Source organism: Gabonibacter massiliensis (genome assembly GCA_001487125.1).
Taxonomy (GTDB): domain Bacteria; phylum Bacteroidota; class Bacteroidia; order Bacteroidales; family Marinifilaceae; genus Gabonibacter; species Gabonibacter massiliensis.
This window is the reverse complement of record LN913012.1, coordinates 258,037-273,737: the sequence shown is the minus strand read 5'-3', so window position 1 is coordinate 273,737 and position 15,701 is coordinate 258,037. Positions and strand designations below refer to the sequence as shown.

15 protein-coding genes and 2 tRNA genes are annotated in these 15,701 nt (G+C 41.8%); 7 read left to right on the top strand and 10 right to left on the bottom strand.

Translation table 11 applies throughout. The features are described 5' to 3' along the window. Positions 1 to 518: 518 nt before the first annotated feature. Positions 519 to 929: a secondary thiamine-phosphate synthase enzyme YjbQ gene (locus BN3283_RS03470; RefSeq protein ID WP_059025650.1), complete on the bottom strand. Its 411-nt coding sequence runs from the start codon at positions 927 to 929 to the stop codon at positions 519 to 521. A gap of 1 nt (position 930) precedes the next feature. Next, complete coding sequence (locus BN3283_RS03465) at positions 931 to 1,284, bottom strand: arsenate reductase family protein (protein WP_059025649.1); 354 nt, start codon at positions 1,282 to 1,284, stop codon at positions 931 to 933. Positions 1,285 to 1,675: 391 nt separating this feature from the next. On the opposite strand from BN3283_RS03465, the gene BN3283_RS03460 reads away from it, so the two are divergent. After that, the gene (locus BN3283_RS03460; RefSeq protein WP_041502108.1) at positions 1,676 to 2,272 is read left to right on the top strand and encodes a DUF4251 domain-containing protein; all 597 of its coding nucleotides are present in this window, start codon (positions 1,676 to 1,678) and stop codon (positions 2,270 to 2,272) included. A 111-nt stretch (positions 2,273 to 2,383) separates the two neighbouring features. Here BN3283_RS03460 and tnaA read toward each other — a convergent pair whose 3' ends face one another. Together tnaA and BN3283_RS03450 are read right to left on the bottom strand one after the other, a co-directional pair. Further along, entirely contained in the window at positions 2,384 to 3,763 is a 1,380-nt protein-coding gene (gene tnaA / locus BN3283_RS03455) for a tryptophanase TnaA (protein WP_041502109.1), read from the bottom strand. A gap of 247 nt (positions 3,764 to 4,010) precedes the next feature. Continuing rightward, positions 4,011 to 5,315, bottom strand: a complete 1,305-nt coding sequence (locus BN3283_RS03450; protein ID WP_041502110.1) for a DEAD/DEAH box helicase — start codon at positions 5,313 to 5,315, stop codon at positions 4,011 to 4,013. Between the two features lie 420 nt (positions 5,316 to 5,735). Here BN3283_RS03450 and BN3283_RS03445 point away from each other — a divergent pair, with 420 nt between their 5' ends. Together BN3283_RS03445 and BN3283_RS03440 are read left to right on the top strand one after the other, a co-directional pair. Continuing rightward, positions 5,736 to 5,981, top strand: a complete 246-nt coding sequence (locus BN3283_RS03445) for a DNA-binding protein (protein WP_041502111.1) — start codon at positions 5,736 to 5,738, stop codon at positions 5,979 to 5,981. Between the two features lie 118 nt (positions 5,982 to 6,099). Continuing rightward, complete coding sequence (locus tag BN3283_RS03440; RefSeq protein ID WP_059025648.1) at positions 6,100 to 7,278, top strand: class I SAM-dependent rRNA methyltransferase; 1,179 nt, start codon at positions 6,100 to 6,102, stop codon at positions 7,276 to 7,278. 28 nt (positions 7,279 to 7,306) lie between these two features. On the opposite strand, the gene glmM is transcribed toward BN3283_RS03440, so the two are convergent. Both glmM and gcvH read right to left on the bottom strand, forming a co-directional pair. Then, positions 7,307 to 8,692, bottom strand: coding sequence for a phosphoglucosamine mutase (glmM, locus tag BN3283_RS03435; RefSeq protein ID WP_059025647.1), 1,386 nt, complete (start codon positions 8,690 to 8,692; stop codon positions 7,307 to 7,309). 73 nt (positions 8,693 to 8,765) lie between these two features. Next, complete coding sequence (gcvH, locus tag BN3283_RS03430; RefSeq protein ID WP_059025772.1) at positions 8,766 to 9,140, bottom strand: glycine cleavage system protein GcvH; 375 nt, start codon at positions 9,138 to 9,140, stop codon at positions 8,766 to 8,768. Positions 9,141 to 9,439: 299 nt separating this feature from the next. Between gcvH and BN3283_RS03425 the strand changes: the two genes are divergently transcribed. Together BN3283_RS03425 and BN3283_RS03420 are read left to right on the top strand one after the other, a co-directional pair. Next, a tRNA-Asp gene (locus tag BN3283_RS03425) sits at positions 9,440 to 9,513 on the top strand. 17 nt (positions 9,514 to 9,530) lie between these two features. Then, a tRNA-Asp gene (locus BN3283_RS03420) sits at positions 9,531 to 9,604 on the top strand. Between the two features lie 72 nt (positions 9,605 to 9,676). Here the strand turns inward: BN3283_RS03420 and BN3283_RS03415 are convergent. After that, positions 9,677 to 10,525: a LytTR family transcriptional regulator DNA-binding domain-containing protein gene (locus BN3283_RS03415; protein WP_286137490.1), complete on the bottom strand. Its 849-nt coding sequence runs from the start codon at positions 10,523 to 10,525 to the stop codon at positions 9,677 to 9,679. Positions 10,526 to 10,696: 171 nt separating this feature from the next. Here BN3283_RS03415 and BN3283_RS03410 point away from each other — a divergent pair, with 171 nt between their 5' ends. Next, positions 10,697 to 11,857, top strand: coding sequence for a DUF6051 family protein (locus BN3283_RS03410; RefSeq protein ID WP_059025646.1), 1,161 nt, complete (start codon positions 10,697 to 10,699; stop codon positions 11,855 to 11,857). Positions 11,858 to 11,921: 64 nt separating this feature from the next. Beyond that, positions 11,922 to 12,725, top strand: a complete 804-nt coding sequence (pgl, locus tag BN3283_RS03405) for a 6-phosphogluconolactonase (RefSeq protein ID WP_059025645.1) — start codon at positions 11,922 to 11,924, stop codon at positions 12,723 to 12,725. Here the strand turns inward: pgl and atpG are convergent. Genes atpG through BN3283_RS03390 form a run of 3 tightly spaced genes read right to left on the bottom strand, consistent with a single transcriptional unit; the run spans position 12,693 to position 15,700 of the window. Beyond that, a complete protein-coding gene (atpG, locus tag BN3283_RS03400; RefSeq protein WP_059025644.1) occupies positions 12,693 to 13,556 on the bottom strand; it encodes an ATP synthase F1 subunit gamma in 864 nt (287 codons plus the stop codon). The two genes, pgl and atpG, sit on opposite strands and share 33 nt — an antisense overlap. A 5-nt stretch (positions 13,557 to 13,561) precedes the next feature. Beyond that, on the bottom strand, positions 13,562 to 15,139 hold the full coding sequence (atpA, locus tag BN3283_RS03395) for a F0F1 ATP synthase subunit alpha (protein ID WP_059025643.1): 1,578 nt from the start codon (positions 15,137 to 15,139) through the stop codon (positions 13,562 to 13,564). A 24-nt stretch (positions 15,140 to 15,163) separates the two neighbouring features. Continuing rightward, positions 15,164 to 15,700 (bottom strand): F0F1 ATP synthase subunit delta, encoded by a 537-nt coding sequence (locus BN3283_RS03390; protein ID WP_041502117.1) that lies wholly within the window; start codon positions 15,698 to 15,700, stop codon positions 15,164 to 15,166. Position 15,701 lies beyond the last annotated feature (1 nt).

Genomic DNA, 15,701 nt, shown 5'->3' with positions numbered 1-15,701 from the left:
TCGAAACGACCACCAAGGGCTGTCTCGATAATAATGGACAGCCCTTTTTTCGACACTTCTACATTTTGCCGGCTGGTACTTGACCTAACCATTGTAAATTGTATTTCTGCCTATTGAATACGGAATGCTGTTTTCAATTTGCTTCTTATTGTTTATTTAGATACATTTGTTCCGTAATTCAAATCCCTCTTGATGGAAGACAGCTTAGCGTATAAATTAGGCGGATATGCCGCAGACATAGTCACCATGTTAATAATTGCCGGATTCTTTTTCGCTGTCATTTACGCTTTATATTACATAATCAAAGGGATCCGTAAAAAATAAATCCATTCATTCGTGCACTCCCGCACCACATCAAAAGTACAGATTTTTACATTGGATCAAAATGGTGAGATTCCGTCTTACGCTATAACTAAAAATAATACACCCAAAAAAGGAATAATAGCAAAATCGAAACAGCAGATTGAAGTAAATGTAAGTTTTCAATCTACTGTTTTTTATTTCCCAAGATACGATCTCTAAGCAATTACGGTTGCCACAAGCCGACGTGCTCCCCCCTGTTCCCTAAACTCGCAAAGGTATATTCCCTGCCAGGTACCCAGATTCAATTTTCCGCCCGAGATCGGGATCGTAAGCGTTACCCCGGCAATGACTGCTTTAGCATGAGCCGGCATATCGTCATCCCCCTCCAACACATGGCGGTAATAGGGTTCCCGTTCTTTTACCAAACGATTAAAAATACGTTCGAGATCCCCCCGGACTTCGGGATCTGCATTCTCATTCAACGTCAGAGCCGCAGAAGTATGTTTTATAAACAAATTCAATATACCCGTTTCCGGCAAAAGAGGTAAATGGCAGATAACTTCATCCGTTATCACATGAACACCTCTCGGTTTTTCCCGAAGTGCAAATTCTATTTGTACGACCATGTCAGCCTATATTTTCCCAATCCTCCACATGAAAACCTACCCACACCCGGTCTTTTCCTATCAGCAAAGGACGTTTTACCAGTTTTCCGTCAGAAGCCAAGAGCTTCAACTGCTCCTCTTCACTCAACACGGGTAACTTATCTTTCAATTGAAGTGCCCGGTATAATTGCCCGCTTGTATTAAAAAAACTCCTGACAGGCAATCCGCTCCGGATTACCCACTCTTTTAACTCATTAAATGTCGGCTTATTCACAACGATATCTCTGTCCTCATATAAAACACGATGTTGATCCAACCACTTTCTGGCATTCCGGCAAGTACTGCATTTGGGGTATTCTAAAAATAAATAGCTCATAATATTTCCATTTCATGTATACACTTCCGTTTTCGAACGCTTACAAAAGTATACAAATATCACCGGTTTGAAAAACGAAACAAACAGGAAAGATTGTCTTTACAAAAGATCTATCATACAACTATATCACTATATATCAAAACAATACACTTCAACTTATCTCTTATACCACATCTGTTTTTATTCAAAGTTTTCTAATTTATTCTAACGGAAAAGGAGAAAATTAATCTTTTTTAAAGAAAGAAGGCTAACCCTCTTTCCATCCCTCACGTATATGCCATAGAATTTCAATATTCTACTCCTTATGGATAGAGACTAGCATCACAAGAGGAGTATCGAATGGGATAAATTCGTTAAACTAAACTACATAAAAAAATAAAAAAGAGACGCTATGAAAAGATTACTTTTTTTATTGGCAATGGCTACATTCTTGTTTTACGATTTCAGTCTTCAAGCACAAACCAAAACAAAACAAGAGATAAAAGCGGAGAGAAAAGCACACAGACAAGCGATGAGGGCACATAATAAAATGGTTCGCCAGTTACAAAACGAAATCGCTTACCAAAATGCACTACAAGCGTTAAAGAACAATAGTTGGGCATTACAGGCAAATACCTTGTATAATAATTACGGCATGCCGATGTCCGTAACGAACAACACGAACTTTATCGCGATGGATCGTAATCGGGTTTCCTTACAATTAGCCTTCAACGGCTTCAATCCCGGTCCTAACGGACTCGGAGGGATCACGGTTACCGGTTGGCCATCCAGTATACATCAAAGAATAGACAAGAAAGGGAATGTTACTTACACGTTCAATGTCATGGGTGCTGCTATTTTTGCACAAGTTACGGTACAACTCTCGTACGGAAGTAACTACGCGACGGCAACGGTAACCGGCAACACGAACGGAAGACAATTGACTTTCTCCGGTATACTGCTACCTTACAGTCAATCTAATATTTTTGAAAGTGGGTTCAGTTTTTAAGTGAAAAACTTTACGACACAACTCATTTAATATTCAATTACTCAATTTTCGCACATGAAAAAACCGGGTTGGCTCACACCAACCCGGTTTTCATATTCTACTCCCCAAAATTTACTTGGCAGGTTCCAACTCCACGGTAAAGTGACGCATAATCGGGAACTCTTTGGTAATCACGTAACCGCGATTAATAGATTCTCTCCGGTCATATACATTCTTCAACGCTGCTGCAATCACATCCATATGATTGTTGGTGTATGTTCTACGCGGGATAGCCAAACGTAACAACTCCAATTTCGGATAACGATTTTCGCGGGTAACCGGATCACGGTCAGCTAAGATCGAACCGATCTCTACACCGCGGATACCGGCTTCCAAATAAAGCTCAATACCTAAAGTTTGAGCAATGAATTCTTCTTTCGGAACATGAGTCAGGATCTTTTTGGCATCCACAAAAATAGCGTGTCCACCGGCAGGACGTTGATACGGAATACCGTATTCATCCAATTTAGCCCCCAGATATTCAACTTGTTTGATACGGGTTTCCAGGTAATCGAACTCAGTCCCCTCATCCAAACCTTGAGCCAAAGCGTTCATATCACGACCGGACATACCTCCGTAAGTGATAAACCCTTCGTTCATGATACAGAACATCTGGCATTTCTTCCATAGTTCCTCATTTTTGAACGCTACAAATCCGCCCATATTCACGATAGCGTCTTTTTTAGAGGACATCGTCATAATATCGGCATAGGAGAACATCTCTTTTACGATCTCCTTGATAGTTTTATTCTCATAACCCTTCTCCCGGGTTTTGATAAAGTACGCATTTTCAGCAAAACGAGCGGAATCAATTTGCAGATTAACACCGTATTTCTTACAGATAGCGGAAACCTCACGTATATTAGCCATAGAAACCGGTTGTCCTCCGGCCGTGTTATTGGTGACCGTCAAAACGACTGCCGGAATTTTCTCCTTCGGGTATTTCTTTAATACGGCTTCCAGCTTAGCCGGATCCATATTCCCTTTGAACGGAATTTCCAATTGCGTATCGGCAGCTTCGTCTATCGTACAATCAATGGCCAAAGCCTTACGAAATTCAATATGTCCTTTTGTCGTATCGAAATGAGAATTACCTGGAAGTACATCTCCTTCTTTAATAATGGTTGAGTAAAGAACATTTTCGGCAGCACGTCCTTGGTGGGTAGGCAAGAAATAATCAAAACCTAAAATATTTTTAATCGCGTTCTTCATGTTATAGTAAGAACGGGCCCCGGCGTAACTCTCATCACCCAACATCAATTCCGACCATTGCTTATCACTCATGGCTCCGGTTCCGGAATCCGTTAACAAGTCGATGAACACATAATCGCTCTTCAGGTTAAACAGGTTATACTTCGCCTCTTTAATCCATTGTTCGCGTTCTTCACGCGTACTTTTACGGATGGTTTCCACCATCTTAATTCTATACGATTCTGAAAATGGCAATTCCATAATCCTAAAATTTAAATTGGTAAATAATATAAGTTATTTTATTTGATTCTTTTCACAAATAATCAGACCCAGCGGTCTTTTACATAGGAAAGTCCGTGAAATAACTTCACGCCACGACAAGAAACGCATCCCGCTTCTTAATATTCAGAAAAAGCTGATTGATCAATATGACGTTTCTTACTTTCATGCAGGCAAATTTGAGAAAATAAAAAAAAAGATCAAAATAATTTTGATCTTTTTTATATCTCTATCTTTTCTTACGATGTGCCATCCTTTTGGCCTTTACGTTTCTACGATTGTCATCCGTCGTATAACTGTTCTTTTGCTTCCGTGTATGAAAAGCCCCTCCCCCTTGCGGTTTTCCTCTCTGGTAAACGATATTATTGGTCTGTATCCGCTCTTCATCCAATAAAAGTTGAGACACTTCCAAATCTTCAGGTAAATCCGCCAATTTCACTTTTTGCGAGATCAGTTTTTCTATATCGTCAAAACGCTCTTCCTCTTTCTCGGAAACAAAGCTTATAGCCGTTCCCGTTTTCCCGGCTCGGGCCGTTCTCCCGATACGGTGTACATACTCTTCCGCAAGAGAAGGAATATCAAAATTTATAACATGCGTAATATCCTGTACGTCGATACCGCGTGCCGCCACATCGGAGGCAACCATGATTCGAGTCGTTCCCTCTTTAAAAGCGTTTAAGGCTTTCAAGCGGGTATTCTGTGCCTTATTCGAATGAATTACACTTAATTCATTTCTCCAATAGTCCGCCAATCGCTCCACGATACGATCCGCGTTCTTTTTGGTTTCCGTAAATATCATAACCTTTTTAAAACTTTCTTTATCAGCTAATAACGACTTCAACAAATTAATCTTCGTCATGATATTGGGTACGTCATACCGTATCTGTTCGATATGTTCCACCGGGGTCGCCTGCCGATCGACCTCCACTCTTACCGGATCACGCAAAAAATCACTTGCCAGCATATTCACGGCCTCCGAAAAAGTGGCGGAAAACAACAAGGTTTGGTGTTTCTCGGGAATAACCTCCAGAATACTTTTCAATTGAGGTAAAAATCCCAAATCCATCAACCGGTCCGCTTCATCTATAACAACCGTTTTGATCAATTTGGTCCGAATAATACCATTATAATAAATATCCATAAATCGCCCGGGAGTCGCCACCAGCAAGTCCACGCCTTCATACACCTTATCCTGTTGCGTACGAATATTAGTTCCTCCGTATATTCCGACACAGCGAATATCCATATACTCTGCCAAAAGCTCTACACTTTCACATACTTGAACCACCAATTCCCGGGTCGGAACGACAACCAAGGCCCGCGGATAAACATCCTGAGCGTAATGCAATTTCATCAATATCGGTATCAGGTAAGCCAATGTCTTCCCTGTTCCCGTCTGTGCTATTCCAATCACATCCATTCCGGAACGAACGACAGGAAATACCTCTCTTTGAATAGGTGTAGGCGTCTCGAATCCGGCTTCTTCCAAAGCCATCAATATCTGCTTACTTATATTTAAATCCTGAAAACTCATGCTTTAAAATAGATTTATAATTTAGATCTTCTTTCATAAATAGTCTCATCTAACAACCGGACTATTCATCTTAATACTCAATAATCGAGTGTACAAAGGTATAAAAAGCATCTCTCCTGAAAAATAAAAAACCTATTTAATTACAAGAAAACTCTTTCGCTTCTCCGTCCTTCCGGCTGTCTACAAGAAAGATATCGGTCGTACGCGTTGATTCTCCATAACAAAGGCGATACGAGGCAACCGCCATAAAATATAATGCATCTAAATACAATAAATATATTCTCTCATAATAAAAGAGTTATCCAAATCCATGTTTCAGACCGGCTACAAATTAGAGTCGGAGAACAGAATATTTTATTTGCTTTTTTCAAAATAAAGTTCTACATTTATTGCAGGTAATAATTCTAAAACTACTACGTTATGACTTATACTATTACATTCAACGAATTAAGAAGAATTAAAGATATGTTGCCACACGGTAGCATGCAAAAAATTGCGGATGAATTGGGAATCAGTACCGATACCGTAAGAAACTACTTCGGAGGGGATAATTATGAAGAGGGTAGTTCTGCCGGTATTCATTTAGAACAAGGTCCAAACGGTGGAATTGTTGTTTTAGACGACACGACAATCCTTGAAAAAGCAAAAGAAATGCTGGAAGTGTAAACAAAGAAATTGAATGCCGGGAAACGATGAAAACAGTTCCCGGTATTTTTTTATCCGTTTTTTAGCTACTTTTGCGCCGGAAAAATCGATATCGCACAGGTGATAGACAAATAAAATTATGAACAAAATAATATTAAAAGCCGGTAAAGAACGCTCTCTTTTCCGTTTGCATCCATGGATATTTTCCGGTGCCATAGCTAAAATGCCGCGTGATCTCCAGGAAGGCGATGTGGTCGAAGTATACAACTACGATGAAGAATTTATGTGTATCGGACATTACCAGATCGGAAGCATCGCCGTTCGGGTTCTCTGCTTTGAACAAAGAGAGATCGATTATGCGTTTTGGAAAGAACGTATCCAACAAGCATACGATACCAGGATAACGATCGGACTGGCACAATCCCACGACTCCAATGTATATCGTTTAATACACGGAGAAGGGGATGATCTTCCCGGTTTAATCGTCGATTTTTATGCCGGTGTCGCCGTCGTTCAATTCCATTCGGTCGGTATGTATAAAGTTCGTCAGGAAATAGCCAAAGCAATCGTAGAGGTTATGGGAGATCAGTTATCAGCCATATACGATAAATCGGAAGGAACCCTCCCTTTTAAAGCGGGATTAAATCCCCGTAACGAATATTTATACGGAGCATCTGAAAACTTCATTGCCATAGAAAACGGTTTAAAATTCAACGTCGATTGGCTCGAAGGACAAAAAACCGGATTTTTTGTTGACCAAAGGGAGAATCGCAGTCTGTTAGAAAAATACGCGAAAGATAAAAACGTATTGAACATGTTTTGCTACACGGGAGGTTTCTCCTTTTACGCTATGCGTGGAGGAGCACGCCTGGTACACTCCGTTGACGCTTCGGCCCGGGCCATCGAGCTCACGAACCGAAATGTAGATTTAAATTTCCCGGGAGATTCAAGACACGAAGCTTTCGTGGAAGACGCCTTCAAGTTCTTGGAAAAATCCAAATACACATACGACCTCATCATCCTCGATCCCCCAGCTTTCGCCAAACACCAGAATGTACTGGAAAACGCCATTCAAGGCTACAAGAAACTCAATCGCAAAGGAATCGAAGTCGTAAAACCCGGTGGTCTCATTTTCACTTTCTCTTGTTCCCAGGTGATGACCAAAGAACTTTTCAGGCAAACCGTTTTCACGGCAGCAGCCAACACGGGAAGAAAAGTAAAGATTTTACATCAGCTGACACAACCGGCCGATCATCCGATCAACATCTACCACCCGGAAGGAGAGTACTTAAAAGGACTGGTTTTATACGTGGAATAATAAAAAAATCGGCACTTGCCGATTTTTTTTATCCGATTAAACTCCGGGCTACTTGTATAACTTCATCAGCTAATCGATTGGCGGAATTCTCGTCTTTTGCTTCCGAATAGATCCGGATAATGGGCTCCGTATTTGATTTTCTCAAATGTACCCACCCCTCTGCAAAATCAATTTTCACTCCATCTATATCCGTTATCTCCTCCGAGGCATATTTTTGTTTTAATCCGGTCAGGATCTTATCCACATCCGTACTCGGGGACAGGGTCAATTTATTTTTTGAAATAAAATACCGCGGATAGACTGCTTTCAACTCCGTCATTTTTTTCCCTTCTGCAACATAATGGGAAAGGAAAAGCCCTACTCCGACTAAAGCATCCCGACCGTAATGACTCTCCGGGTAAATAACTCCCCCGTTTCCTTCTCCCCCGATTACGGTCCGCGTCTCTTTCATTTTGGCAACGACATTGACTTCTCCGACTGCCGCTGCATAATAAGAGTGTCCGTATCCGAGGGTTATATCCCTCAAGGCCCTGGAAGAAGAGAGATTAGAAACCGTGTTTCCCGGAGTATGTTTTAAGACGTAATCGGCAACAGCAACTAAGGTATACTCCTCCACGAACATGTCGCCATTCTCACAAACCAACGCCAAACGATCGACATCCGGATCTACCACAATTCCCAAATCGGCACCGCATGCTTTTATTTTTTCTGATATTTGCGTTAAATTTTCAGGAATAGGTTCCGGATTATGACTGAAATGTCCGGTCGGCTCACAATTCAATGGAATGATCTCTTTTACTCCCAAAGCCTTCAATAGAGCAGGAATGACAACTCCACCCACGGAATTCACGGCATCCACGACAACCTTTAGATTGGCCTTGGCTATAGCCTCCCGATTTACCAATTTTAAATCCAAAACTTGCTGAATATGATAATCGGTATAATCCTTATACGTGATCATCCCTAATCCATCCACATCAGCATATTCGAAACACTCCTTTTCTGCCATTTCCAACACTTTACCCCCTTCTTCGGCAGAAAGGAATTCTCCTTCAGCATTCAGCAGTTTTAAAGCATTCCATTGCTTGGGATTATGACTCGCCGTCAGAATAATACCGCCATCGGCCTTCTCCGCCGTAACCGCAACCTCGGTTGTCGGAGTCGTCGCTAACCCGATATTCACGACATCATGCCCCAAAGCGGAAAGCGTCGCTTCTACCAATTTGGCATACATATCACCGGATACTCTTGCATCCCGTCCCAATACAATCTTTGCCTTTTGCTTTCCAGCTTTCTCTTTCAGCCAAGTCGCGTAAGCAGAAACAAACTTAACAATATCCAAAGGAGTAAGATTTTCACCCGGCCTCCCTCCGACCGTTCCACGAATTCCTGAAATAGATTTTATTAGTGTCATAATTGTTTATACAAAAAAAAGACTGTACCTCCACTCAAGAATAAAGGTACAGTCTCTACCATCCATAATATGTTTAAATCAACGCTTTATAGGCATCAGCACTAAGCAATCCGTCCAATTGAGCTTCATCGTCTATTTTGACCTTGATGATCCAACCTTCTCCATAAGGATCCTTGTTTACCAAATCCGGTTGATCTTCCAATGCAGCATTGAATTCAATCACCTCACCGGCAACCGGCATATAAAGATCCGATACGGTCTTCACGGCTTCAACCGTTCCGAAAGTATCTCCAGCCTCCAAACTATCTCCTTCGGTTTCGACCTCTACGAATACGATATCACCTAATTGACTTTGCGCATAATCCGTTATACCGATAAATGCTTCTTCACTCTCAACACGAATCCATTCGTGTTCTTTAGTGTACTTTAATTCTGCTGGTACGTTCATTATCTTATTAATTAAATTAAATTTGACGTATATTAATGCCACAAATATACTCAAAAAATTAAACTCCAAAACAGTAATCAAATATTTTACATCTCTATTTTATTCTCCGCATATTTAACATTTTAATACTCAAAAGGTATCTTTTCAGAAGAGAATAACGGGAATCATTTTTTTCTTACTTGTCTCCCCTTTTTTAAATAACTTTTTTTCATTTTTCTTCCTACGGGTATTGCAGAATAAGAAAAAGTCTATATCTTTGCACCGCAATTGGGAATAACAGCGGTTATTCTATACAAAAAGGTTCGGTAGTTCAGCTGGTTAGAATACATGCCTGTCACGCATGGGGTCGCGGGTTCGAGTCCCGTCCGAACCGCTTTTTTGAAATATTTTGGTGTGGTAGTTCAGCTGGTTAGAATACATGCCTGTCACGCATGGGGTCGCGGGTTCGAGTCCCGTCCGCACCGCTAAGATATAAAGCTCTGAAAACAAATCTTTCAGGGCTTTTTCATTTAAAAATAATCTCGCCACAACTTCGCTCAGGAGGAGTAGCTCATAAACCACCGGGTAACTTTCTCACTATAGGTTTTTGAAATCGGAATATCCGGAACCTTATCCACTCCCAATTCTAAATATATCCCGTCTTTTCCGCGTCGAATGACTTTGACCTGCTCGAAGTTCACCATATAGGAACGATGACAACGCAATACGGTCGTATTGATAAAATGTTTTTCTATGTTCTTCAACGTATTACGCAACATAAACCGGGTCACGATCCCCTTGTTCAAGTACCAGATAAAAACATAATTGTCTGCCGACTCCATGTATAACAGATTATTCCGCTTTACGGATAAACGCAGCTCTTCTTTCTCGTCATAAAACGAAAGAACGGTTCCCTTCCCGCCGACATCCGCCCTTCCCTCTTCCAGTCTCCTTAATTGACGTTCTTTTTCCTGTTTGGAAAAATAAAGCATAAGAATAGCGTAAGGAAGGAGCAATACCAAACTCGTGTTCTTCATGGAATCTTTAAAAACATCCAACACCTCCTTTTCTTCTTTTAACGAGAGCGTATATATCGTGTAAAAAAGAGCCATCAAAAATATTTCTCCCGAAATCCAAAGCCCGTATTGACCGTATGAAATAAAATGAGACTTTACATAATGATACATTATGATACGACTGATGACCACCACCAATACCCCCGTCAAAATGATCAAACTCGAAAAGAGAAAAAATTTGAATTCGGAAACAGGATACCAGTAAGAAGAACTGAAAGGTTTATATATATTAATAAATACAAGAGCAAAAAGAGCTGTAAACAAGACCAAACGAACCAAGTTCGATTTCTCGTACATGTAAACCGGTATTTTACGATTCAACAATCCCATTTTTCCATGTTTTTAAACAAAGATACGTTATTTTTTTTCAGAATTTTCACCACGCATAAATGAATTTTACCCCATTATATCGGTTTTTATCCCTTTCCGGAAAGCACTGAAACTTTTTTTTGGAAAATAGAGTATTCTCTTTTTTGTTTGTATATAAAAACACGCTAAGTCATGAAAATTTCGTTACGCACCCAACAACTGAAAACTATTTTTTCTTACGAAAAAAATACGACTATCGAAGACAGACCTTTGGAAATTCGTCCCTATCGTTTTATACAACGCATCGGGGAAAACGAAATCAATTGTTTCCAAGAGTCTATCCCCACCACGGAATTTTGCCCGATACGCGATAACGGTATCGAAGAAAATAAAAATTTCAAATACACGATTTTCGTTCCCAAAGGAACACGGAAAACCGACCAGGCGATTCTGTTTTTACACGGATTAAACGAACGAAGCTGGGAAAAATACCTGACATGGGCAGAATTTCTCTCATTGGCAACCGGAAAAGCCGTTATCCTTTTTCCCATTGCCTTTCACATGAACAGGACTCCCAGTAACTGGTACAACCCAAGAGCTATCCTGCCTTGGGTAACCAGACGCAAACAACAGATCAACGACCTTCAAAATTCGACCTTTGTTAACGTGGCTCTGAGCAGTCGACTATCCGAAAGCCCCATCCGTTTTTATACTTCAGGAAGGGAATCCGTTTTCAATCTATGGCAACTATTATCTGAAATCAAACACGGCGAACATCCGCTTTTCAAAGAAGATTCGTCTGTAAACATATTCGCTTACTCGATAGGTGCGTTTCTCGCTCAGATTTTATTGTTAGCCAATCCGGATCACTTGGTTCAAAACAGCCGCTTATTCATGTTCTGCGGCGGTTCCATATTCAGTCGAATGAACGGAAACGCAAGGGATATCATGGACCAGGAAGCCTATGAACGCGTACGTCAGTATTTTCTCCATAACTTTTTAGAGAACAACGAGCATCACCGGCTGCTACCCGCGGTATGTAAAGAAGATTTCCTGGAAAAAGCTTTTAAGGCCATGCTTGTTCCCGAAACCTGCAAAGAATACAGGGAAGCTTTCTTTGAAAAGAACAGAGAACGGATCAGAATCCTCACGTTGAAGAAAGATGTCGTTATGCCGACGTCCGGCGTCATCGAAGCCCTGGGTGAATCTAACGCCACCACGATGTTAAAGGAATGGGATTTCCCGTATGATTACAACCATCAGAATCCGTTCCCTTCCCATACGCACATCGCCCCCGAATTACTTTACCAATCATTCGAGGGTCTCTTTAATAAAGCAGCTTCTTTTCTTTAACTCTATCTTCCCGTAAACAAAATAAAGCCGTAAACGTACAACGAATAAACCAATTGACAGGAAAATGAAATTGCACGTATATTCTTCGCCTCGAAAAACGGCTCACGCGTTATGTGGGAAACTGATGGAAAAGATGAAAGAAAAAGAGGGGACTTTCCATTTAGCCATACCGGGCGGCAATACCCCCATCCCGTTTTATAATGCCTTAGCGGGAAAATACAGAAAAGATATTCCATGGGAGCGTGTCTGCCTCTACTGGGTAGACGAAATCTGCGTACCACCGACCCATCCGGCAAGTAATTACGGATTGGTAAAACGGCTGCTTTTAGACCGTATTCCTCTATCCGCATCTCAAATCTTCCGTATCCGCAGGGAAGCCGACCCGGAAGAAGAAGCCTGCCGCTATTCGCAATTGGTAAAAGACCAATTACCGTCCAAAGACGGTATCCCCGTTTTCGATATGGTTATAGTCGGTGTTGGTAATGACGGACATACTTCCTCCATCTTTCCGGGAGAAGAACCCGTTCTCCATTGTCAAGAAAATTACGCCGTAGCTTTTCAACCGGAAACCGGACAAAAACGAATAGCCTTAACCGGTAACCCCACACTTCATGCCCGTGATATCAACCTATATATCACCGGAGCGGAAAAAGCCCCCATCGTAAAAGAAATATTAATCGATTCCAATTTAGTCGATGATTACGCGGCCAAATTCATTCTACAGGAAGATAACGCTCACTTGGATCTCTTTTTAGATCGCTCGGCTCTTTCGTTAACCAAAGACTGGCAGATATCAACCTTGATCGATGCGGATTATCCGGAACATATCCCAAAATCACTCTACGACGCCTCCGGCAATATCCAATAGTTCTGTCGTTATCCCTTGTTGTCGAAGTTTGTTGTATTCCAACTGCAAATTTCCCAGTAACTTAATCGCATTATCATTAGCCATTTGCATGGAAAGAATTCGGGCCGCCTGCTCGGACGTCTGGTTCTCCAAAAAAGCCCGATACAAAGCGGATCGAATCGTCAACGGGTAGACCGTATCCAAAATGGAAACGCAATCCGGCTCATAAATATATATTCTATTTTGTTCCGTGACCGAAAGTTTTTCAAGCTCTTTCCCTTTCCAGGGTAAAAGCTGAAAGCAAGTCATTTCCTGGGAACCGATACTCTTGTAATGAGCGTATATGATATCCACCCGATCAACTTCTTTCTTCAGGAAACGATACATCAGTTCATCGGCTAAAGACAACATAACGTTCGAATGCTCTTTCTGCACTTTCAATTCGGGAATCTCTTTTATTTCGATACCTGCCGTACGTTTCACTTCCGTCAAAATCTTTTTCCCGACAGGGTACACCTCTACCTTTTTTCCCTTCTCCCTATCCAATAATTCTTCCTGCAATTTTTTATACAACATGAGGTTAAAGGAACCACAAAGTCCCTCGTCCGACCCGAAAACGACAACGGCAACTTTTTCCACGGACCGTTCAATACTCCATGGAGAAATGTAACCGCACGTACCCGCAATGCGATCCAAAAGACGTTGCAATTGCTCTAAATAGGGGCGAGTATTATACAAAGCATTTTCTGCTTTCCGCAACCTCGCCGATGAGATCATTTTCATCGCCCCCGTTATTTTTTGAGAAGAATGTACAGAATTAATTCTTCCTTTTAATTCTCGCGTCGTCGCCATGTCGTTTATTCCTTAAATTTTTGAGCTACATCCGTTGCAACCTCTTTCAGCAAAACAGTAACAGAATCGTCCAAAATACCGTCTCGTAATTTATCCAGTACTTCTCTCCGGTATCTGGATCGCAAAATTTCCAAAAAGAATTTCTCGAACTCAGCTATATTCTTCAAGGGAACCCCCTTCAACAAAGCTTGCGTACCACAAAATATGACAGCCACTTCTTCCTCCACGGGCATAGGAGAATAAGCAGGCTGTATCAACAGTTGTGCATTTTTACGTCCCTTGTCGATAACCATAGCCGTCACCGAATCCATATCCCCGCCAAATTTAGCAAAAGCCTCTAACTCCCGGTACTGGGCCTGATCGATTTTCAATGTCCCCGCTATTTTTTTCATAGATTTTATTTGTGCATTACCCCCCACGCGGGAAACAGAAACCCCCACATTGATAGCTGGTCGCACTCCTTCATTAAATAAACCGGACTCTAAAAATATTTGTCCGTCCGTTATCGAAATCACATTCGTAGGAATATAAGCGGAGACATCACCGGCCTGAGTTTCGATAATGGGCAAGGCCGTCAAAGACCCACCTCCCTTAATATGAGGTTTCAACGCATCCGGCAAATCATTCATAGTGGCAGCCACCTCATCATTCGAAATAATTCGTGCGGCCCGCTCCAATAGCCTGGAATGCAAATAAAAAATATCACCAGGATAAGCCTCCCGTCCGGAAGGACGGCGTAAAATCAACGAGATCTCACGATAAGCCACAGCTTGTTTGGAAAGATCATCATACACGACAAGAGCATGACGGCCACTATCCCGGAAAAACTCTCCGATAGTCGCCCCCGCAAAAGGAGCGTAATAACGCATCGCCGCCGAATCCGATGCATTGGCAGCTAATACGATCGTATACTCCAAGGCTCCGCGTTCCCGTAACGTATTTACCAACATGGCAACAGAAGAAGCCTTCTGTCCGACCGCCACATAGATACAATAGACAGGATCTCCCTTATCGAAATTCTTTCGTTGATTCAATATGGTATCTATTGCTATCGTTGTCTTTCCTGTCTGCCTATCGCCTATTATCAACTCCCGTTGTCCTCGACCGATGGGAACCATGGAGTCGACCGCTTTAATCCCGGTTTGCAGAGGTTCCTTCACCGGCTGACGATAAATAACCCCCGGGGCTTTCCGCTCCAAAGGCAGTTGGACCAAATCACCCTGAATTGGGCCGGCCCCGTCGATCGGTTCGCCTAACGTATTCACCACTCGCCCTAACAATCCCTCTCCTACCTTGATAGAGGCTATATTACCGGTACGCTTTACCGTGAAATTCTCTTTTACCTTATCTCCCGCATTCATCAGTATGACCCCGACATTATCCTCTTCCAGATTCATAGCCACTCCCAGTACCCCGTTTTCAAACTCGATCAACTCGTTGGAACGCACGTTATCCAATCCGAACACGTGAGCAACTCCGTCACCGACCTCCATTACCGTCCCCACCTCTTCAAAAGCCATTTTGGTGTCCACCTCCTTAAGTTGCATCTCTAATATATCTGAAATTTCATCCGCTTTAATCATAACTTTTCACTTAAAAATTAATTCCTATTTCAAAAGTCCCAAACGAATATCCTTTAATTCCCTGAGCAATGAAGCATCCAACTGACGGGTTCCGATTACTAATATAAATCCCCCTATAATGGCCGGATCTATTTTATGCACGAACTCGATCGTCTTATCCGTATGTTTTCTCACAAATGCCTTGATTCTCTCCAATCCTTCTTCCTTCAGATCGGTTGCAGTAACCACTTTTACCCGTATTATACCGTAAGCCTCTCTATAAAGTTTCTGATACATCAGACAAATCGATCTCATATACATCTCCCGGTGATTTTTGATCAGCAACCGAATGGCCCTCAAATAAGCTTGTCCCGGCTCTATCCCGATCGCTGTCGACAAAAGTTGTATCTTATCATCAACCGATAACATCGGATTCAGCAAAGCCTTTTGCAAATCCGGATGAGAGATATAGTTTGCCTGAAATAATTTCATCTTATCATAGACCAACTCTTCCACTCCTAAACTTTGCGCGTACCGGAATAGGGCCTTCGCGTATCTACGTGCAATCAATCCTTCATCCATG